The 21,015-nt window shown below is 69.7% G+C and carries 8 protein-coding genes; 4 read left to right on the top strand and 4 right to left on the bottom strand.

The features are described from left to right. The first annotated feature begins 57 nt into the window (after positions 1-57). Both ACGF3J_RS30230 and ACGF3J_RS30235 read left to right on the top strand, forming a co-directional pair. Positions 58-6,732, top strand: a complete 6,675-nt coding sequence (locus tag ACGF3J_RS30230) for a DUF3320 domain-containing protein (protein ID WP_393855200.1) — start codon at positions 58-60, stop codon at positions 6,730-6,732. 382 nt (positions 6,733-7,114) lie between these two features. Continuing rightward, a complete protein-coding gene (locus ACGF3J_RS30235) occupies positions 7,115-7,342 on the top strand; it encodes a hypothetical protein (RefSeq protein WP_393855201.1) in 228 nt (75 codons plus the stop codon). Positions 7,343-7,406: 64 nt separating this feature from the next. Here ACGF3J_RS30235 and ACGF3J_RS30240 read toward each other — a convergent pair whose 3' ends face one another. Together ACGF3J_RS30240 and brxD are read right to left on the bottom strand one after the other, a co-directional pair. Further along, positions 7,407-9,602, bottom strand: coding sequence for a DEAD/DEAH box helicase (locus ACGF3J_RS30240; protein WP_393855202.1), 2,196 nt, complete (start codon positions 9,600-9,602; stop codon positions 7,407-7,409). Next, a complete protein-coding gene (gene brxD / locus ACGF3J_RS30245) occupies positions 9,602-10,951 on the bottom strand; it encodes a BREX system ATP-binding protein BrxD (protein WP_161325800.1) in 1,350 nt (449 codons plus the stop codon). Before brxD ends, ACGF3J_RS30240 begins: the two co-directional genes overlap by 1 nt. A gap of 164 nt (positions 10,952-11,115) precedes the next feature. Here brxD and ACGF3J_RS30250 point away from each other — a divergent pair, with 164 nt between their 5' ends. Together ACGF3J_RS30250 and ACGF3J_RS30255 are read left to right on the top strand one after the other, a co-directional pair. Next, positions 11,116-12,930 (top strand): DUF262 domain-containing protein, encoded by a 1,815-nt coding sequence (locus ACGF3J_RS30250; protein WP_161325798.1) that lies wholly within the window; start codon positions 11,116-11,118, stop codon positions 12,928-12,930. Next, positions 12,930-13,982: a CBS domain-containing protein gene (locus ACGF3J_RS30255; RefSeq protein WP_161325796.1), complete on the top strand. Its 1,053-nt coding sequence runs from the start codon at positions 12,930-12,932 to the stop codon at positions 13,980-13,982. The genes ACGF3J_RS30250 and ACGF3J_RS30255 overlap by 1 nt, the downstream gene beginning before the upstream one ends. Positions 13,983-14,093: 111 nt before the next feature. Here the strand turns inward: ACGF3J_RS30255 and pglZ are convergent, their stop codons facing one another. Together pglZ and ACGF3J_RS30265 are read right to left on the bottom strand one after the other, a co-directional pair. Next, positions 14,094-17,018, bottom strand: coding sequence for a BREX-2 system phosphatase PglZ (gene pglZ, locus ACGF3J_RS30260; protein ID WP_393855203.1), 2,925 nt, complete (start codon positions 17,016-17,018; stop codon positions 14,094-14,096). Then, entirely contained in the window at positions 17,015-20,905 is a 3,891-nt protein-coding gene (locus ACGF3J_RS30265) for a phage resistance protein (protein ID WP_393855204.1), read from the bottom strand. The genes pglZ and ACGF3J_RS30265 overlap by 4 nt, the downstream gene beginning before the upstream one ends. Between the last annotated feature and the right edge of the window lie 110 nt (positions 20,906-21,015).

Here is a 21,015-nt window from a genome sequence, read left to right on the forward strand (position 1 = left end):
GAGAAGTCCATCGCCTCCCTCCCGGGCCCGAGCAGCGCAGAGTGAGAGCAGGTAGCGGTGACGACGAATCCGGATGCATTCGGGGGCGGCAGCGATCTGGAACGTCTCAAGACGATCCTGGCGGGTTGGCGTACGTCGCTCGTGGACCTGAGCGGCCGCAACCGACTGCTGAACTTCAAGCACACCCGCGCCTCGACCCTCGAAGTGTCGGCACCCTCGCCCTCTGTCCTGGTGAGTCTGCTGGAGAACCAAGCCCTGCACTTCGCCGCGCTGCCGGACGAGCTCCCTGCAGAGGGCGAGGAGGCGGCATGCCCTCCTCCAGGTGAGAACGACGTCGTGACGCAGAAGACCACGGCACCGGCCCTCCAGAGGGCGCTGCGCTCCCTCCGCTCCAAAGCCACGCAGGTGTTCAACGACTACGGTCTGTGGACCCTCCACCTGGGCGTCGGCATCCTGCACTGGCGCGAGGACGGGGCCACTACAAGCAGCCAGGCACCGCTGATCCTCTTCCCTGTGGAACTCGTGCGGACGCCCACTGGTCAGGTACTCCTTCAGGCGAACAACGACGAGGATCCTCAGCTCAATCCGGCCCTGCCCATCAAGCTGGAGCAGTTCGGCATCGACTGGGCGCGGGTCGCGGAGACGGACTGCCGTGACGTGGCAGCGGTGGTGGACGCGGCACGCAAGACCGTCGCGGGCAAGTCTCAGTGGGAGGTGGAGGAGAGGGTCGTCATGACTCTCTTCGCGTCTCACAAGGAGTCGATGTACCGAGACCTGCTGGAGAACGAGCACCGGCTACTCGCGAGCGATCTGGTGCGAGCTGTGGCGGTAGGCCCTGGTGCTGCCCTCGCCGCCGACCGCTTCGACTTCGAGGAGGTACCGTCGGAGCGCGTCGACGAGTTGGCGCCTCCCGAGAACTCACCCCTGGTGCTGGACGCGGACACGTCGCAGCGACAGGCCGTCGCGGCCGCGGTGGCCGGCCGGTCGTTCGTCCTCGACGGCCCTCCGGGAACGGGCAAGAGCCAGACGATCACCAACATCATCGCCGGACTGATGCACGCCGGGCGCAGTGTGCTGTTCGTGAGTGAGAAGGCGGCGGCACTCGACGTCGTACTGCAGCGCCTGACGTCGGTCGGGCTGAGCTCCTACGCGTTCGCCCTCCACAGCCGCAACACCAGTCGAAAAGCCGTCGCCCAGGAACTGGGGCGTGCGCTCTCCGAGCAGCCGCAGTCCACCGAGCTCCCAGATCAGGAGAGGGCCCAGGCCCGCCTGGACCGCGAGACGCTGTCCGCGTACGCCCTCGCGATGAACGAGGTGCGCCAGCCGCTGGGCCACACGCTGCACGACGTCATCGGTCGGGTGGGCTGCCTCGACGACGCGCCTGTCGCCTATCTCTCCGTTTCCGGTGACGGGGCCTCCACACGGTTTGACGCCTCGCACTTGTCAGCCGTCGATCTGGAAAACGTGCTGAGGGCTGCCGACGCCATCGGCGACGCCTGGCAGGCAGTGGCCGATCCGGGCTTCCCATGGCGCGGTCTGCGGACGGACGGGCCCCACCCCGGCCCGGCGCTGGAGGAAGCGCGCACAGCCTTGACCAGCCTCCACTCCTCTCTGAGCGGCTACGAAGCTCTCAACACCGACTGTGCCGGATTCATGACCTCCGGCCAGGTCGAGCGACTCATCCGGCTGCTGGGTCTGCTGCACGAACGGCCCTCCGTTCCCGCATGGTGGCTTACCGAGGCAGACGTTGCGCTCAACGTGACCGATCCGGTCGAGTCCTTCCTCGATGCCCTGCGTCGTGTAAGGCGTGCCCAGAACACCGCTCAAGATCTGGTCGGCGACCGCTGGCAGGAGCTCTCGCCACGTCTGCGTGCCGAGCCGTCGGCTACCGAGCAGGCTCTGGCCTCCCTCGAACCACGGGGGCTCGATCTCACCGGACTGACTGAGCCGGAGGCGAAGGAACTCGGCCGAGACCTGGATGCTGCGGCCAACCTGCTGGCGAGCGCGACCGCCTCGGCACGTGAACTCACACAGCTCCTGGGTGCTGACGAACCGAACTCCCTCGCCGAGGCGACAGCCCTGTGCGACCTGGCTGACCTGTCCGCCGCCCGCTATCGTCCGCTGGAAGCGTGGCTCTCCCCAGAAGGCCTCGTCGCTGCCGAGCAGACGGCCCTCGACCTGGTGGCCACTGCGCTACACGAGTTCGAGAACCGGCGTGACCGTACGGTCGCCGCCCGGGCCGCCGCGCTGGAACAAGCCGGACCTGGCTGGGCGGACATGCCGCCGCACATGCCTGAGCAGCCGGAGGCCACAGAGGCCGCACTCGGGGACCTGGAGCCGCCCGGGGCCGATCTCACCGTCCTCGGCCGGGACGAGGCCCGTTCGCTGGCCTCCCACTGGGGTGCCCTCGCCGACGTGTTGGAAGACGCCTCGCGGTGGGCCGCCAACGCCGCAGCCCTGCTGGGAAACGGGCTGCCGGACACCGCCTCCGAGGTCCGATTCGTAGCGGACCTCATCGCCCTGTCCACCGCCACGCACCGAGCGCCCGAAGCCTGGTTCGACCCTGCGGTACTGCCGCGGGCACGCCGGGTCGTGGGGGACCTGCACCTTCTCATGGACAACCTCGACGGAGCGCGCCAGGCGGCAGAGGTACTGTTCGGTCCCGCAACGCCCCACACGGCAGGTCTGACCGATGCAGTGAGCAGGCTCTCGGAGAACGGCCGGCGCTTCGTGGCGGGACTCTCCTCACAAGTGCGGGCCGACCGGAAGCTCGTCGGTGGGGTGAGCATCGGGGGATCGTGGCAGAGCGGCCTGCAGCAGGATCTGGACAAGGCAGCCGCCTGGCAGCGTGCGCACGAGTCCGTACGGGCCAAGATGACCGAGCATACGGAGCTGCTCGGCGGCCATGTCAGTGACGGACTGCCCGATCTCGGGGCGCTGGACGGCGCTCTGCACCAGGCCGAAGCCGCCCACCGGCTCGCTCCAACGGTGGTGGCCGACCCGATCCGTCGTCGGCGGCTGGTCGCACAGTTGGCCCACGGTTCCACTCCTGACAGCGAACTCCAGTCGTGCGGAGACGGCCTGGAGAGCGCGCTGAGTACGTGGGAGGCGGCGCTGCGCGAGCCACGGCTGAGTTCGCACTGCACCGTGCTCGAACTTCTCGGTCCGCAGGCGGCAGCCACGTGGCTGCGGTCTCATGTACCGGCGCTGGAAAGCGCCGCAAGTCTCATCGAGGCTGTCCAGTCCCTCGGTCGCAGGGAGTTCGCCGAGGGCATGGGGCACACCCTGGCTTCGGCCCGCACGGCCATTGCCTCCGCGTACGCGGCGCAGCGGGAAGTTGCGACGTTCGCGTCCCAGGAACCCCACGACCGGACATTGCTCTGCTCCTGGTACGCCGGACTGGACAGTCGTCTCGGTGATCGGCCGGACCCCGACGGTGGCGCGACGGCTGAAAGCGAGCTGCTGCGCCGTGCCCGGCGGGTACCCGCAACGAGCGACGGACCGAAGAAGCAGCCAACCGCTCGTGGAGCTGCTGAGATCCTCGGCGAATACGCACCGGACGACCGTCCTCGCACCGCTGCTCTGGCAGCGGCTCTCGCCGCCGCTTCCGACGCCCACCGGTCTGCCGGGCCGATCCTCTCGGATCCTGCACGGCGGAGCGGTGTCGTGCGCGCTTTGTGTGCCGGACGGCCGGCCGCCGCGGGGCTGCTCGAGACGGCCGCCCGCCTGCGGACACTGTGCGCCGACTGGGAGGCCTTCACCAATGCACCGGCGCTGACACCTGCCGCTTCGGGCCTGCGATCACGTACCCTCACCGAGGCCATGTCATGGCTGCGCGCGCATCTCGACCCACTCGACGAAACGGCGTCCCTGATCCATTCTGTGGCTCGTGCCACCGGTCCCGCGGAAGGCAGTTCCGACTGGTTGACCTTGGGCGGAGCCCGTGCTTCTGTGACGGCGGTGTTGGCTGCGCGTGCCGCCGAGGAGGACTTCCTGAAGTCGGAGGAGGAGCACCGTCGGCTCCTTGGCGACCTGTACCAATGCACTCGCACGTTGCGCGAATCCGTCAACAGCGCCCTTGACTGGGCCCTCAATGCCAGGCGGACCGCTTCCGGTAACGGCACGGCGGCTGCCCTGACTCCCGAAGCCGCGCACCTGATGATGCAGACGTCATCCGACTCGTCGGTGGAGCGCCGCAACCAGGACTGGCTGGATCGCAGGGAAGTACTCATCAGTCACTTCGCACCGGCGCGCGCAGCGGAGGTCCGTGCCGAGCTGGAGACCGGGATTCCGACCGCGGAAACTCTGCTCAGCCATATGGCCGACGACCCATACGGACCGGACGCCTGGATTCGTTCCGCCGAGGGCCGCGAGGTCCTCGCCGGCTACGGCCTGGAAGAGTTGCCGACCCAGCTGGCGGGGCGCGGCGTACCGGCGTCGCTGTTCCGGGTGGCCGTGGAACGCACCGTGCTGCGTGCCTGGGTCGAGCACCAGTTGGCCACCGACAGTCGTCTCTCCTTGGTCCGTGCCGCCGACCATGATCAGTTGCGGGAGCGCTATCGCCGACTGGACCGTGGGCTGGTGCAGGCTGCCCATGCGACAGTGATCTCCGCCTGCAACGCACGGCGTCCTCGTAGAGCAACGACCGGCCAGGCCGCGATTCTGAGTCGTCAGGCAAAGCTGCAGCGACGACACATGCCGGTACGCCGGCTCCTGGACGAAACACGCGACGTCGTCCAGAGGCTGAAGCCGTGCTTCATGATGAGCCCACTGACGGTCAGCCAGTATCTTCCGCCGGACTTCCACTTCGACGTGGTCATCTTCGACGAGGCGTCGCAGGTTCTTCCGCAGGACGCCGTTAACGCCGTCTACCGCGGCGATGCCCTGATTGTGGCGGGTGACCCGAGGCAGCTCCCACCTACTTCGTTCTTCAGCGCCGGCGGTGACTCTGACGATGACGACGAGTGGGACGAGGACACCCCCGACTCGTTCGAGTCCATCCTCGAGGCCTGCAAGGCGAGTGGGGTGCTGCGCGAGATGTCACTGCGCTGGCACTACCGAAGCCGTCACGAGAACCTGATCGCCTTCAGCAATCACGAGTTCTACGACAACTCGATGGTCGTTTTCCCGGGCGCGGTGACGGACGGCCAAGACGTCGGGGTGGCGTTCTACAAGGCCGACGGGGTCTACGATCGCAGCAACCGGCGTGACAACGTCGCCGAGGCCGAATTGGTGGCCGAGCGGGTCATCCACCACTTCTCTACTCGCCCTCGCCTGACCTTGGGCATCGTCACGCTCTCCAAAGCCCAGGCCGAGGCGGTGGAGGATGCGGTCGTCAAGGCTCGCAAGGCGCGGCCCGACCTCGACGAGCACTTCACAGAGGACCGGCTGGGCGGCTTCTTCGTCAAGAACTTGGAGACCGTGCAGGGTGACGAACGCGATGTGATCATCCTGTCGATCGGCTACGGCCCGGACGCGCAGGGCAAGCTGCGCTCCCAGTTCGGCCCGATCAACCGCGAGGGGGGCTGGCGGCGGTTGAATGTGGCGGTCACTCGAGCAAGACACCGGGTGGAAGTCGTGGCGTCCTTCCACGGTGCGGACCTGCCGGACAGCGCGAACAAGAGCGTCCAGCACCTCAAGCGCTATCTCCAGTACGCGGAACAGGGGCCCACCGTTCTGGCCACGGCCGCACCCGACCGGGAGGCGGCTCCGGAGAGCCCGTTCGAAGAGGACGTGCTGGCGGTCCTGCGCGACTGGGGTTACGAGGTGCAGCCCCAGGTGGGCGTGGCGGGGTTCCGTATCGACATGGCGGTCCGGCACCCCGGGGCTCCCGGAGCCTACGCCCTGGGAATCGAGTGCGACGGTGCGATGTACCACTCGTCCCGTGCCGCGCGCGACCGCGACCGGCTGCGGGAGGAGATCCTGCGCGGCCTGGGGTGGCACCTCCACCGGATCTGGGGCACCGACTGGTACCGCAACCGTAAGGACGCGCAGCGAAGATTGCGCGAGGCCGTCGAGGCGGCCTGTGCGGCTGACCCATACGCACCTGCACCCGAGTCCGAGCCAGTCTCCACACCCGAGAAGACGTCGCCTGAGATCGCGATCGTTCCGGTGGCCGAGTCCGACCGCTCCGAGTGGAGCAGTCCGTACCGTGCCCTGGGATGGGAGCAGTTGTACGAGCTGAAGGACACGCTGTCCACGGCGGCGGGACTTCCCGGTGTCGATCTGCGCGATCCTGCGGCCAAGGCGGTGGTGGCCGAAGTGGCCAGCCATATCATCACGATGGAAGGCCCCATCGAAGAAGACGTGCTGATCGGGCGCGTCCGTAGTGCGTGGCTGCTCGACCGCTCAGGGCAGATCGTGCAGAGCAGCGTGCGCGACGCTCTGTCACGCCTGCGCAAGAAGCAGAAGGCCGTGCGGTCCGGCACCGTGTGGGACCTGCCCGACCGGGAGGTGACCGTTGCCCGCACTCCGACCCCGGACTTCGACCGCAAGAAGGTCTCACAGGTCCCACCCGCGGAACGCCGAATCGCTCTGCTCGGCGTGCTGTCGGAATCGCCTGGCATGCGCCGCGAGGAACTGGCCAGGGAGACGGCCCGCTTCTTCGGTTGGCTGCGTCTGGGACCGGACATCAAAGCCGCGTTCGATCAGGACATCGAGGAGCTGATCGGCAGAGGGCTGGTCATCTCCGGCACCTCGGGGCTCCTTCCGGTGGAGGGCTCAGCCGGGTGACCACGGCACTACGCACGCCATTCCGGATGAAGGAGGAATCATGGGCGCGGCATTGCTGGCACTCGCTGCTGCGGTGCTCGGGGGTGGGGTTTCCCTGGGGAGCGTACTTCTCACGCAGCGTGGTGCTGACCGTGGTTGGTCTCGTGAACAAGAGCGCCTTGAGCGGCACCGCCGGGAGGACCGGATCCGCGAGTGGGACAACCGTCTGCTTGAGGAACGACGTGCCGCATACGCACGGTTGCATGCGGGGGCACGAGCGGCCCGGGATGCCCTCGCAGGCTGTATGTACGACCTGCGGCGGGACGGCACTCTCGAGGAGGCGCGGAGAATCGAACTCGAGGAACGCTGGGGTGCATACGTTGTCCAGCACGCGGAGTCCCACATGATCGTGTCCGATGAGGTACTGCCCGTCCTGGGAGCCGCCAACGGTACGCTGCGCTCCATCTACGGACTTGTCAAACGCCTGGACTCGGGGCAGCCCCGGCGAGAGGAGACCGTCGAAGAACTGAGTCGACGGCTGGAGGGCCTCTGGGACAGGCTGACCGACCTGCGCGACGAGATGCGTAGGGATCTCGGGGTCACCGAGCGCGTGCAGGGGCCGAGCAGGTAGGCAGGCCCGAAGCTACCCTGACCTGGCATAGGGAGTCTGCCTGGGGCTGCGCACGTCACACGCCTCAGTCGCGATCGCTGGAGGCAACGAACCGCACGGACTCCGACAACACGGCCCGCGCGCTTTCGAAGTCGGCCAGGCGGGCGGCCACCGTGGCGACCGCCAGGCGTTCGGGAAGTGCGGCGGCGAACTTCAAGCCGCGTACGGCACGGGGGTCGACGTCCGGCAGGACGAGACCCTCTCCCACATCCTCTCGGGCTGCTCGCCAGTCGGTGGGGGTGATGCCCTCGCGGAGGCGCAGCCAGCAGTCGGTGGGGCGTTGCAGTGGGTCGGTGACCGACTGGAGGGTGGAGGCAAGAGTGGCGTTGGCGCGGTAGCCCGCCCAAGTCCACCAGCGCACATCGCCGCCCGTGCTGGTGACCAGCGTGCCGGCGGGATGCACGGTGTCGGCTGCGTCGCTCTCCCGTTGCTCCGCCAGGCACGCCTTGGCGCGTCGTGTGAGTGACACGGGCGGGTTCTCGCCGAGCAGGACCTCGCGCATGGCGCGGGTCAGGGTGTACGACAACCCGGCGATGCCGCCGCTCATCCACTTGGCGACGCCTCCGCCGTCGGCGGGTTCGACGAAGACGCGCTTGCGCAGCCAGTCGATGTACGTGACTTGCCAGCTGCGTCCGCCGAGAAGCAGACGGCGAGGGCCCGGGCGTTCCTCGGTGAGCACGCTCGGATCGGTGCGGCCGATCTCACTGCGGCCGGACAGGACGGTGAACTGCGGCGGTGCTGTGAACGAGGCGGTCAGTTCGATGAAGTGACGCTTGCCGAAGCGGCGCTCCGCCTCGGGACCGGCGAACAGCAGGCCGCCGTCGTTGTCGAGGAAGCCTTCCTTTGTGAGGTGGCGAAGGATGGGCTCGGCGGACCGGTCGAACGGCGGGAGGCCGTTCCACTGGCGATCCCACAATTGGTCGCCGAGCGTGTGCTGTTGCAGTGTCACAGCGAGGAGTTGCTGAGCCACGAGATGGCGTGGGTCAGGCGGCGGCAGCACCGGCTCCACCCATCCGCGTGACCACAGCAGCAGGAGTGCGGCCGCCTGCAGGAGCGTGTCGCCCCGGGTGGTGAGGAAGAGACAGTTGCGCACCGTGCCGGTGCGTCGGCCGGTGCGGCCGATGCGCTGCAGAAACGAGGCGACGGTGGACGGGGCGTCGACCTGGATGACGCGGTCCAGGTCGCCGACGTCGATACCGAGTTCGAGAGTGGAGGTGGAGACGATGACGCAGTCGCGTGCCTCGGCGAAGGCCTGCTCGGAGCGGGTGCGTTCATCGACGGAGAGTGAGGCGTGGGACAGGAAGACGGTGACGTCGCGGGCACGGAGCGCGGCGCCCAGTTCCTCGACCTGGCGGCGGGAGTCGCAGAAGACGAGGCGTTTCTCGCCTCGGTGCAGGGCGGCGATGAGCTTGGCGGCGTTGTCGAGTGAGCCGACGTAGTCGAGTTCCACTTCACCGGCCGGTCGGGGGAGTTGTCCGGTGGTGTCCCCCCGGCGGGCGCCTGTCCCCGCGGAATCAGGAAGCTTCACGCCCGGCGCGACAACCCGCCCGGTACGGCTCCCACCCTTCGCGCCCTGCAGCCAGTGCAGCAGGTGCTCCGGATTGCCGACGGTCGCGGACAGACCGATGCGCTGGATGGGCCACCCGGTGACCCGTTCCAGTCGCTCCAGTACGGCCAGCAGGTGCCACCCGCGGTCGTCCCCGGCGAACGCGTGCACTTCGTCGACGACGACAGCCCGTACCTTCCCCAGCAGGCGTGCGTGGTCGGTTTTGACGCCGATCAGCATCGCCTCGAGCGACTCGGGCGTGGTCAGCAGGATGTCCGGTGCCTCGCTGCGGAGGCGCTGCCGCTGTGACTCCTTGGTGTCGCCGTGCCAGAGGGCGGCCCGCCGGCCCAGCCACTGGGCGTAGGTGTCGACGCGGGTGACGAGGTTGTTGAGGAGTGCCTTCAGCGGACAGAGGTAGAGCACCGAGGTGCCGGTCCACCGCTGTTCGACCATGGCCGACAGCAGCGGGAAGCAGGCCGCCTCGGTCTTGCCGCCGGCCGTCGGTGCCAGCAGGACGGCGTCCTCGCCGTCCATGAGCGGCGTGATCGCCGTTCGCTGGAGGGGGCGAAGATCCGGCCAGCCGAGGGTGTTGACGATGTGGTGCAGGACGACAGGATCGAGCCGGTCGAGTACGTCGGCCCCTTCCACCTCGGACGAGCTGTCGTCGTCCGCCATCACAGCTCCAGGTCGATGTCGTCGGCAGAGACGGAACCGCCGGTGACCGTGGCGGCCAGGTTCCGCTCCACGTCGGTGAGTTCGCTGCTCGCGACGGTCAGCTTGTAGTGCTGCCGGGGGTCGAAGTCGTCGAACTGGTCCACGCGGTCCAGGACGTCCCCGACGAGCTTCTTCAGGAACAGCCGGGGCGCCACGCCGACCTTTCCGCCCAGCGCACCTCCGACGGCCCGGGCGAGGTCGGCGACGTAGGCATCGTCGACGCCCTTCCGCACGCGCTCGGGCGACGCGGCGGCGTCCGCGTACAGGTCCCGGATGGTGATGCCGAGACCGACCAGGGACTCCTGAGTGAAACCGGGCAGCCGGATCTGGACGGCGCGGGGGTTGTCGAAGCGCGGGTCGGTGGTGAAGTCGGTGGCGAGCCGCTGGGCCAGCGGGGCTAGGCGCTGCACGCCCTGTTGGCCGTCGTAGAAGGCGGGGGTGCCCGTGATGGCGAGGTACAGGCCGGGGAAGCGGCCGGAGTGCACCTCGTCGATGAGCTGCCGCAGCGCGTTGAAAGCCTTGTCCCGGGCGTCGGAGCGCACCCGCTGGAGCGTCTCGACCTCGTCGAGAACGACGAAGAGCCCGGTGTGCCCGGAGTCCTGCAGCACGGTGAGCAGGCCCTGCAGGAAGCCGAGTGCACCGAAGTGGTCGAGGTCGCCGCGCACCCCGGCGGACCGGCGGGCGGAGGCGGCGACGTGCGGCTGGCCGCCGAGCCACGCCAGTACGGCCGCGGCGGTCGCCTCGTCGCCGTCGGCGAGGGCGGCCCGGTAGCCACGCAGGGCGGTGGCGAAGGACGGGGCGTGCCGGGATACCTCGGCGAGCCGCGCGACGAGCAGCTTCTCCACCTCGCCGGGCAGCGCCTCCTCGGTCGCGCCGGCGGCGAGTGCGTCCTCCTCCAGGGCGTAGAACCAGGCATCCACGACAGGCCGCAGCGCGCTGGGCGGGAAACTGGAGGTGGTGAGCCGCTCGGTGAGCCGTCGGTAGACGGTCTCCAGCTTGTGCAGTGGTGTCTCGTTCTCGGAGATCTGGATTTCGGCGACGGCGAAGTTCCGCCGCTTGGCCCGCTCCCCCAGCCACCGTGTGAAGAACGTCTTGCCGGACCCGTACTCACCGCGTACGGCCTTGAACACCGACCCACCGGAGGCGACGGTGTCCAGTTCCGCGTCCAACGCGGCCTCGAACCGGTCGAGTCCGGTGGCGAGCAGATCGAGCCCGCTCTCGGGCACTGCACCGCGCCGCAGGGCGTCGATGACGGTGCGGCGGCGGGCGGCGCTGACCTGTGCGGGACGATTTGGTCCGGTGTTGCTCACGCGTACCAGTGTTCCATCCTTCGAGCCACTGCCGCCCCTTGTGCGTCGTTTCGGCGCCGGTCGTACCGACGCGGTTCTCATCTTCCGTGAATCGGTTGACTGGCACCGGGCTGCGCTGCTGGAATCACTCTCCGTACAGACATCAGGGCGGGGAGTGGAGTCACATGGCGGCCCTCGACAACGTGAAGCTCAAGGACGTTCTGGCGGATGTCGCCTCGGGCTCCTTACAACTGCCCGATTTCCAGCGGAACTGGAAGTGGGACGACGACCGGATCCGGGCGATCATCGCGACGGTCACGCTGGACTACCCGCTCGGTGTCGTGATGACGCTGCAGACCGGCGGTGCCACCCGCTTCCGCTCCCGAACCCTCACCGGCGCGCGGCCGGACGGGGACCCGGAGGCCGATCTCCTGCTGCTGGACGGGCAGCAGCGTCTCACCTCGCTCTTCCAGGCGCTGTGGCTGGACGCTCCGGTGGAGACGGCGGACTCCCGGGGAAAGCCCATCCAGCGGTGGTACTACGTCGACATCGCGAAGGCCGTGGGGCCGTCCTCGGACCGTGACGAAGCCATCGTGTCCGTCCCGGCCGACAAGGTGCTCCGGACGGACTTCAATCGCACCGTGGTGCTGGATCTGAGCACCACCGAGGCCGAGTGCGCGGCCGGCCTCTTCCCCCTCCACTTCGTCTTCGACGCCCAGCGGGTGAACGAGTGGAAGAAGGTCTACATCAAGGCGGACGAGGACCGGAACTGGGATCTGTGGGGCCAGTTCGACGAGGCGGTCCTCCAGCAGGTGCGCGCGTTCCAGGTCCCGATGATCCGGCTGGCCGCATCCACCTCCATGGACGCCGTCTGCGCGGTGTTCGAGCGGGTCAACACGGGCGGCGTGCCGCTGAACGTCTTCGAACTGCTCACCGCGACCTATGCCGGTGACCGCGAGTACGTGGAACGGACCGGGGACTACTACCAGCTGCCGGTGGTGTGGCGGGAGATCAAACAGGCGCTGGCGAGCAAGTACCCGGTCTTCGGGCGGCTCGACAGCGGCCTGGAGAACGGGCTGAGCAGCATCGACTTTCTGCAGGCCATCGCGCTGGTGCGCACCTGGGAGCGGAAGCAGCAGGGCGTCGGGACCACGGTGTCCTGCAAGCGCCGCGACCTGCTGGACCTGCCGCTGGCCGACTTCGTTCGCCTGGCGCCCAAGCTCGCCGACGCCTTCACCTGGGTCGGCGACTTCCTGGAGCGGCAGTGCATCGTCCGCCCGGCAGACCTTCCGTACAAGACGCAGCTCGTGCCGCTCGCGGCGGTCCGCGCCATCCTCGACACGACGACCGACGGTCTGGGGGCGGAGGAGAAGATCGAGCAGTGGTACTGGTGCGGGGTCCTCGGTGAGATGTACGGCGGCTCCACGGAGACCCGCTTCACCAAGGACGTCGAGCAGCTCGTCCCCTGGATCGCGCAGGACGAGAGGGCACCCGAGACTGTCACGGAGGCGTTCTTCTTCGCCGACCGCCTCGACACCCTCACCACCCGTAACAGCGCCGCCTACAAGGGGATCTACGCGCTGCTGATCAAACAGGGGGCGGTGGACTGGCATCACACCAGTGCCCCGCTCAGTCCCGGCAGGCTGGACGAGTACGGGGTGGACATCCGGCAGATCTTCCCCAAGTCGTGGTTCCGTCGGGGCAACAGCGGAGGGCTGCCCACGGGTTCGATCGTGAACAAGACGCCCTTGTCCTACCGCGCGGCGATGGACATGACGGGGGCGCCGTCGTCGTACCTGTCCACGATGATCGCAGCGTCCGACATGCGCCCCGAGTGGTTCGACGACCTCCTGACGACCCACCTGATCGATCCGGACGCGTTGCGGCAGAACGATTACGAGCGCTTCTACCGTGACCGCTCCAAGCAGTTGCAGGATCTCGTCCACTCGGCCATGGGCAAGAGGACGATGCTCCGTGACCTGCCGGAGGCGGACGCCTGATGACGACCAGGTCGCACGAGGGGGACGTCACCTCGCTCAAGGGCAGGACGGTATCCGTGCAGGAGATCCTCGACCTGTTCCAGGTCAGGGTCCGCGACCACCGGTCGGTGCACCGCATCTCGCAGGCACTGACGGACGCCGGGCTGACCACTCTGCCGGACTTCGCCGTGTGCGGTCTGCGCAGCAGCGTCGACGTGGTGCCACTGGCCTCGGTGCCCGCACAGCGCACGCCCGCCGAGCCGGAGAGCGAAGCCGACGAGGCGGACGAGGCGTTGCCCTCGCACGCCCTGCCACAGCGGCTGCTGCTCGGCGACATGCCGTCGGCGCGGCGTGGCCTGGTGTCCGTGGGTCCCGGTACGCCGCTGTCCCAGACGACCTTCCTGATGCGTACGAAGGGCCTCTCCCAGGTGCCGGTGACCACGGGCATGGCGCAGGTCCACGGGGTGGTCACCTGGGGGTCCGTGGCCAAGATGTACGAGGCCGGGAAGCAGGCGACGCTGGACAACGCGATGGAGAAGGACTCGCTGCCCGTCGCAGACGCCCGCCAGGAGTTCTTCACCGCCCTCCCGGTCATCCGTGAGCACGGATACCTGCTCGTTCGCGGCGACGACGGCTGCCTGTCGGGCATCGTCACCGCCTCGGACGTCACGGAGCGCTTCGAGGGGGCAGCACGCCCGTTCTTCATCGTGGGCGAGATCGAGTCGCTGCTGCGCCGCTGTCTGGGCGCGGCACTGGACTCCGAGGCCGTCAAGGCGGTCCAGACGAACAAGAAGGCGGAGCATCGCACCGGCCAGGTGTCGGACCTCATGTTCGGTGACTACTTGCGCCTCTTGGACGGCGCCCAGGCCAAGCAGTCCTTCGCGGAGCGGGCCGACCGCAACTGGGAGGCCCTGAAGTGGCCCAGTATGCCGCGGGAGCAGTTCATCGGTCTGCTGAAGCGGGTGAAGGACATCCGCAACCGGATCGCCCATTTCGACGAGAAGCCGCTTCCGCCGGAGATGCTCGACCAGCTGACGACGTTCGCGAAGGTACTGCGGGAATTCGCGCCATAACGTGAACCGGCGGGGCCATTGACGTCTCTCAGAGTGACGGGAACGGCCCTCGCCCGTCGCGTGCTGTGGCAGCCGTGCGGGTCCGGGACCCGCACGGCGGGGACCGCTTACTCAGCCCACTCCGAGAGCGAACTGTTCGCGAAGCAAGGCCTCGTGGAGCCGCAGGGTGCGGCCGTCCGGCAGGGGCTCCAGGACTTGTACACCGTCGTGGTTGAGGAGCTGCCGCAGGACGGCGGCGAAGCCGTCGCCCCGGGCGACGGGCATGCCTGCCCGTTGGGCGAGCGCGGTCACGGGCAAGGTGCCGCCCGCGTCCAGCAGGGCGGCGAGCGCCTTGTGGACCTGTTCCTGCTGCGGCTTGCGGGCCAGTCCGCCGAGCTGCGCCTGGTACGCCTCCGAGTCGAGCAGTGCCGTCACCAGGTTCTCGGTTCGGGAGACGACGGCCGGGGTGACCAGGGCGTCATCTCCGCCGGGCGTTAGCGCCACGTCGAAGAGCGCCCCGTGGTGCATCCGGGCGACTTGGGCCTGGTCCCTCTTGGTCCTCGCCGTCGGCTTCTTGGGAGCGGAGGCCTTGGCGGTCCCCGACCGAGCGGCGTGCTCATCCGGCAGTGGCGGCTTACCGGTCTCCTCCGGAGCCCACCACACCGGCCGCTGGTCGCCCAGTTCGCGCCAGCCCTTGGGAGGCTCGGCACCGAACGGCAGGAAGGCGAGCACCGGAATGGCGACCTCGGCAAGAGAGGCGCCGCCGTGGTAGCCGGCCTTGAGGGCGGTGTAGCGGGAGTCGGCGTCCCACAGGGCGATGACAGACGCACCGGGTTCGGGCCAGACCACGCGCGGCCCGGACAGCGTCACTTCCCGTTCGGCGAGCGGGCCGGCGCCGGGCAGTTGGTGGCGGGCGGAGGCGGGATCGCCTGCGGTGTCGACCTTCGTGCCGTGCCGGTCGACGACATGGCCGTGGTCGCTGGTGATCACGACCGCCATGCCCTGGGTGGCCGCCACCCGCAGCAGCTCGCGCAGGCCGGGTACGTCGTCGATCCGCCAGGCACCGTCACCGAGCTTCTGCTCCTTGGCGAGCCGGTCGTCGATGGCGTTGAGGACGACGGCGACGTGGGTCCTGCCGTCGTCCAGCGCCTCCGTGAGCGCCGGACCGAAGGTGTCACCCGCGGTCTCGGTACGCAGGTCGTCCTTGTGAAAGACGGTGGCGGGGGCACCGCCCCACAGTTTCAGTGCAGGGAAGAGCCGCTTCTCGTCCGCCTGCGTGCCCTTCATCAGCGTTCCCGCGAAGAGCGAGGTACGGGACACGGCCGTCACGGTGGGCAGAGCGGCGGCCATTGCCCGCCGGTGCGGGGTGTCGCCCTCGGGCAGCGGGTCGAACTCGGCCCATGAGTGTCGCAGTTCCTCGCCGAGTTCGTTGGCGATGGCGGCGCTCATGCCGTCGAGTACGAGCAGCAGTACCCGCCGTTCCCCAGTACGCCGTACGACCGGGCCGACTACTCGGTCGAGGAAGGTCTCGACGGTGAGCATGGAACCGGGCTGAGTACCGGCCTGCGTCCAGTCGGCCAGGGAGCGGGCGAAGGACGCGTCGAGCTGTCGGCGCCGTTCCCGCACGCGAGTGCCGAGAGTGTCGTAGGCGGCCTTGAGGACGGGGTCCGGGTCGCCACCGGCCTCGATGTGCTCCAGGGCGAGATCCGCCCATCCGGTCTCGGCTACATGCCGCTTGATTGCGTCGGCGACGGTGTGGGCGTCGGCGGGCGGGTCGCCGGCCAGCCAGCGGCCGAGGCGCTGGCCCATGCGGGCCCGTTCGATGCGGGCGAACTCCCCCGGCTCGGCAGCGAGCCGATGGTCCTCCAGGCGGCGGACGGCGTCCGCCACCGCACTCGTGTCGCCGGCCGCGAGGGCCCGGCCGACAGCGGTGAACCGGGCCTCGAGTCCGCCGCGCAGGACGGGGCTCGCCGCCACGGCGTCCTCCGCCCCGAACTGGCGGGCCAGGGCGAACGCCCGGTCGAGCACGATCCCGGTGGTACGGCGTGCCTCACGGGCCTGGTCGGCGTCGGTGCCGCCGGTGCGGTGTCCGGCCGCCAGCAGTGTGATCACGTACTCCTCGGCGGCCCGGCCGAAGACGGTCACCAGGGCGTCGAGCTGGTCGCCGGTCGCCGGGGGCTGGTCGCCGAAGTAGCGTTCGGCGCGGCCCCGGGCCCGGTAGGTCTCGGGGGTGGGCCCGGCGTGCTGCCACAGCGCCGCGCAGACGAGGCCGAAGGCGACGGCGTCGGTGCCGCGTTCGGCGTCGACGAGGGCGAGCAGGGCGCGTCCGGCGAGGCCTGCCTGGTCGTCCTCGCCGAGGTAGGCGGTGAGCCCGGCGCGTTCGGGACCGCGCAGGGCGAGGAGCCGTTCGAGGGCTCCGGGCCGGGTCGACCAGTGCAGCAGGGCCTGGGCGTCCAGCCGGTCGTCGCCGGGGCGGCGCGTGCTGCCCTCGGTGTCGTGGCGGCCCAGGCGCAGGCGGCGCTGGGCGAGCGCGGTGAGGGCGTACTGGCGCGACAGCCAGCCGCCGGGCACCGCCGGCCAGCCGCCGGGCGGGGTGGCGTCGAGCAGGGCCTCGGCCGCCCAGTTGACGTCCTTCAGCCGGGGGTCTATCTGCCGGGCGCCGAACGCCTCGCGGACGACGTCCCAGCTGTCGACCGTGTCGATGCGCAGCTTGTGGACGCGGGCGAGGATCGCCGGGTCGAGTTCGTGCTGCTCGCGGTCGGTGAGGACGACCAGGACCGCGGGGCCGGGTCGGCGGCCCGCCAGGTGGTCGAGAACGAGTTCATGGACGGCGAGCGGCGACGGCGCCACCGCGACACCGGCCGTACGGCCCTCACCCCAGAGGGGTTCGGCGGGGCCGTCCCACTGGGGCGCGGACCGCAGCAGCGCGACCCGGCGCCTGCCCTCGTCGTCCCCCGTGAGGGAGGCGGCGAGGGAGGACTGCGAGGACAGGTACTGGGTGACGGTCGCGGTGTTCAGCCTGACCGCGCCCGGCGGGGCGGTGGCGGTGTCCGTCATTCGATGACCTGCCAGGTGATCTCGATGGCCGCGTTCGGGTGGCGCGCGGCCAGTTCGGCCAGCTCGGTCTGGAGGTCGCCGGCGGCCCGGGACACGGTCGTGCTGCGGCGCCCGGACTTCCGCGCGGTGCCGCCACCGCTCGCCGGGGCAGGTGCTTCCGGCGGCGGGGCGTACGGGATGCGCGGGTCGCTGGTCGGCGTGTCCAGGGACTGTCCGTCGGCCGTGGAGGGCCGCGGTGCGGCGGGCGCGGGCGGCGGGGTGGCGGCGGCCTGGGTCCGCTTGATCAGGGCGACGACCTCGCGCTGGGTACGGGCGAGGGCGTCACGCAGGTCGGCGGTGCGCTGGTCGTCGCGGGCGACGTTGCGCAGCGAGTCGAGCAGCGCCTCGCCCTCGGGGCCGAGCCCGGCGGCGAGTTCGAGGGTGCTCCAGGGGGCGGAGGCGACGGCCTCCGCGACAGCGCGGGCCTTCTTGACGGAGGTGCCGTACCGGTCGGCGCTGGTCTCGCCCAGGTCGAAGGAGGCCAGGGCTTCGACGGTCTTCTTCGCCCCGGCCGCGCCCTTGCCGGCCTCCGCCGTGAGCGAGTCCAGCAGTTCCAGGCATCGACGGGCGAGGGCGAGCCGTCCGGTGTCGGCGGTCTGGTCGAGGCCGAGGAAGGTGGCGTGGGCCTCCAGCTGGTGCACCAAGTCGGCCGCGTGGTCCCGGTGGTCGCGGGCGGCCTCGATGATCTGGCGGGCGAACTGGTTGACCATCCGGCCGCGTCGCAGCGCGGGCGGCTTGGCGCCGAAGATCGTCTCGAAGCGCTGCCGTGCGGCGTCCCAAGCGGGCTCGTCGGGCAGCGGCTGACTGCGCAGCGCGTCGTGGTCCTTGATCGCGGCCAGTTCGGGCGCGGGGTCGAGGACGGTGCCGCCGCGCACCCACACCCGGTCGTCCATCTCGGCGAAGGAGGCGACGACGAGCCGGGAGAGGAAGTCGGGCAGGCCGCGGGGTTGGGGCCTGTCGGTCCAGTCGGTGAGGGTGATCAGGGACAGGTCCCCGGTGACACCCTGGGAGCTGGCCTGCTGCCGGAAGTGGTCCGCCCAGTAGCGGGACAGCTCGAAGTACGCCTCCTTCTGCTGTCCGAGGCGTAGGCGCTCGGCGATCCGCCGCATGTACCCGCGATCGCCCGCCGGGACCTCCACCCGTCCGTCGCGAGCCTCGGCGGCGGCGCGGACGTGGGTGAACACCTTCTTGGTGTCGGCGGGCTTGACGGCGGAGCCGGTGGCGTCGGGGTCGAGGTCGGGGTGGGCCGGGTACTGGTGGGCGAGCAGCTTGCCCGCGACGTGCCGGATGCCGTCGTGCAGGCTCTGTCCGAAGGAGAGGGTGAGTCCGTCGACGTCGGGCAGCGCGACGAGGTGGTCGTCGAAGTCGGGCACCACGTCGGCGGCCTGCTTCTGGGCGAGCCCGTACGCCTGCTTGAAGGCACCCTTGACCTGCTTGAGCAGCGCCTCGCGCTGGGTTTCGAGGAGGCCCTTGGCGCGGCTGCGGTTGTCGGCGTTGAGGTGGCCGGCGTACTGGGTGTCGAAGCGGTGTTCGTCGGCGAGGGCCTTGTCGATGACGACGAGGCGCCGGAAGTCCTGGAAGCGCTGCGCGGACAGGTGGGCGGGCAGCCAGGCGACGGTGCGCGACCGCTCGCCCTGCTGGCGTTCGCGCAGCCGCCGGATGCGGTTGACGTCCTCGACCGGGCCCCACTCGCCCTCGTCGAAGGGGAGGTCTATGGCGATGCGCCAGCGGCCCTCCTCCTGCGGCATCAGGTCGTGGTCGGGCAGCTCGTCCTCGTCGGCGACGTTGCCGAACACGATCTCGGCGGTGCGGGCGGTGCCGCGCCAGGTGAAGCCGAGCTGGTCGATCAACTGGCCGTGCTCGACGCCCAGTTCCCCGGAGAGCAGGCGCCGGGCCAGGGCGACGCGGTTGCCGGGGTTGTCGTTGACCTGGGCGTTGGCAATGACGGAGTCCACGTCGACGCCGGAGAGTTCGAGACGGACGCCGGGGTTGGTATCGGTGCCGGTCTCCTTGATCTCGGGGAACCGGGCCGCCCATTCGGCGACCTTGTTCTTGATGATGCCGACCTCGGCGCCCGGGATGGGCGCCAGGACCGAGCCGTGGTTGAGCGCGCCGAGCCGCCGGATGGTCAGTTCGGACAGCGCGGGCACGCTGGGCGCGAGCGCGGACAGCAGCAACGTGCACACGAGCCGGTTGTCGCCGGTGAACATCCGGCAGCCGTTCAGCCGCTTCGGGTCGGTGAGGGACTCCGGCCGGTTGCGGTACTGCTCGACGTCGTCCTCGGTGATGTCGTACGCGCTGAGCAGGTAGGGCCGCAGCTTGGTCCTGTAGAGCTTGTCGGCGGCGTCGAAGACGACCTTCAGACTGTCCGTGAACGGCTTGTCGCCGCCCTTCGCGATCACCGGGTAGAGGTCACCGACGGGGATGAGCTGCCCGAGGCGGATCTCGTTGCGGTGGTCGGCGAGGAGCTCGCCCATCAGCTTCAGACCGGTGCGGGAGCGCTGCAGGGCTGACGAGATGTGGACGAGGGTGTCCATGAATGCCGGCGAGAACGGGTACGTCAGCCGGAACGACTCCGCGTCCGCACCGGTGGTCCCCTTCTCCGAACCGAGCAGGGTGTCCCACACCTGCGGGCCCACGCGCTTGGTCTGCTCGAAGGCGGCATCGACCTGCTGTGCCGCCTCGGCGTCCTTGGGCCTGAGGATGCGGGCGTGGGCGATCTGGGGGAGGTTGCGGTCCTCCACGGTGATCTTGTCGAACCGGCCGGAGGCCAGGTTCAGGGTGTCCTGGATGGACGACTCGGCCGCGCCGGACACCTCCTCGCCGACCAGCTCGCGCAGGTCGCGCTGGCGGGCGATGAGGGACACGACGGGGATGGCGCGGCGGGCGTCACCGCCCTCCACGAAGTTCGTGATCTTGCTGGCCTCGCGGGCGACGAACTTCTGCTCGTGGATAAGGGTGGCCAGCCACAGGATCAGCTCGTCCAGGAACAGGATCAGGCCGTCGTAGCCGAGCGACTTGGCGTGCTCGGCGATGACGGACAGGCCGGCGTCCAGGGAGATGAAGCCGTGCTCGTTCTCGGCGGCGTTTGTGGCGAAGCCGGGGAGGAGGTTGGTGCTGGCGTCGTTGACGAGTTTGGCCCGCAGCTCGGCCGGGGTGGACGGATTGCGGAGATCGAGCGGGGTGCCCCCCTCGTGGTTCTCCTCGGCGGCGAGCGCGGTGTCGAGGAGCTGCGGGGTCCAGGCGAAGCCCTCGCCCCACTCGTCCTCCTCCCCGCCGTCCGCATCGGTGGTACCCAGGCCGCGGATGACGGCCTCGTCGCCCATGTTGGTGCGCATGGCACGGATGTCGGCGAAGAGGGAGTCGGTCCGGTACACCTGCGGAGTCGGAGCGTCCGGGTGCAGCTTCTTGACGTGGTGCACGTACCCGCCGAGCACCCGCTGCTCCAGGGCCTTGGCGCCGAGCATGTGGTACGGCACGAGCAGGAACTTCTTGCCGTCCGTGCTCAGCCACTCGTGCCTGGTCAGCACCGGGTCGAGCTCGGTCCGGGCACGGGCGGCCGGGTCGCCGCTGAGCAGCGCGTAGAGCACGGCCATGAAGTGCGACTTACCGGAACCGAACGAGCCGTGCAAATACGCCGCCTTGGAGCGATGCCCGTCCAGCGCGGACTTGACGAGGGCCAGCGCCTCGTCGAAGTTCTCCAGCAGCCGCTCGGTGACGACGTAGTCCTTGAGCGCGTGCTGGGCGCCCTCGGGTGTCGTCGCCTCGGCGAGGGACAGCACGAAGTCCGAGGTGGAGATGGACTCCTTGATGTCGATGACATCGCGGAGGAGGGGCGGCTGGGCCATTGCGGGTTCTCGCTCTCCCTGACGGCGATGGGTGCTGCTGCTCGTACTCGGTGTCGCGCGGGTCCGCCGCCGGAGCCCGGGGCCGGTGCAGGGACGGGGCACGGCTCAGG

Source organism: Streptomyces sp. NPDC048171, from assembly GCF_043202655.1.
Lineage (GTDB): Bacteria > Actinomycetota > Actinomycetes > Streptomycetales > Streptomycetaceae > Streptomyces.

Bases quoted from the DNA above. Each gene is read 5' to 3' on its own strand.
- ACGF3J_RS30235 (WP_393855201.1), top strand. From the start codon at position 7,115: ATGATCGTGTCCGATGAGGTACTGCCCGTCCTGGGAGCCGCCAACGGT.
- ACGF3J_RS30240 (WP_393855202.1), bottom strand. From the start codon at position 9,602: ATGGCGGACGACGACAGCTCGTCCGAGGTGGAAGGGGCCGACGTACTC.
- ACGF3J_RS30250 (WP_161325798.1), top strand. From the start codon at position 11,116: ATGGCGGCCCTCGACAACGTGAAGCTCAAGGACGTTCTGGCGGATGTC.
- ACGF3J_RS30255 (WP_161325796.1), top strand. From the start codon at position 12,930: ATGACGACCAGGTCGCACGAGGGGGACGTCACCTCGCTCAAGGGCAGG.
- pglZ (WP_393855203.1), bottom strand. From the start codon at position 17,018: ATGACGGACACCGCCACCGCCCCGCCGGGCGCGGTCAGGCTGAACACC.
- ACGF3J_RS30265 (WP_393855204.1), bottom strand. From the start codon at position 20,905: ATGGCCCAGCCGCCCCTCCTCCGCGATGTCATCGACATCAAGGAGTCC.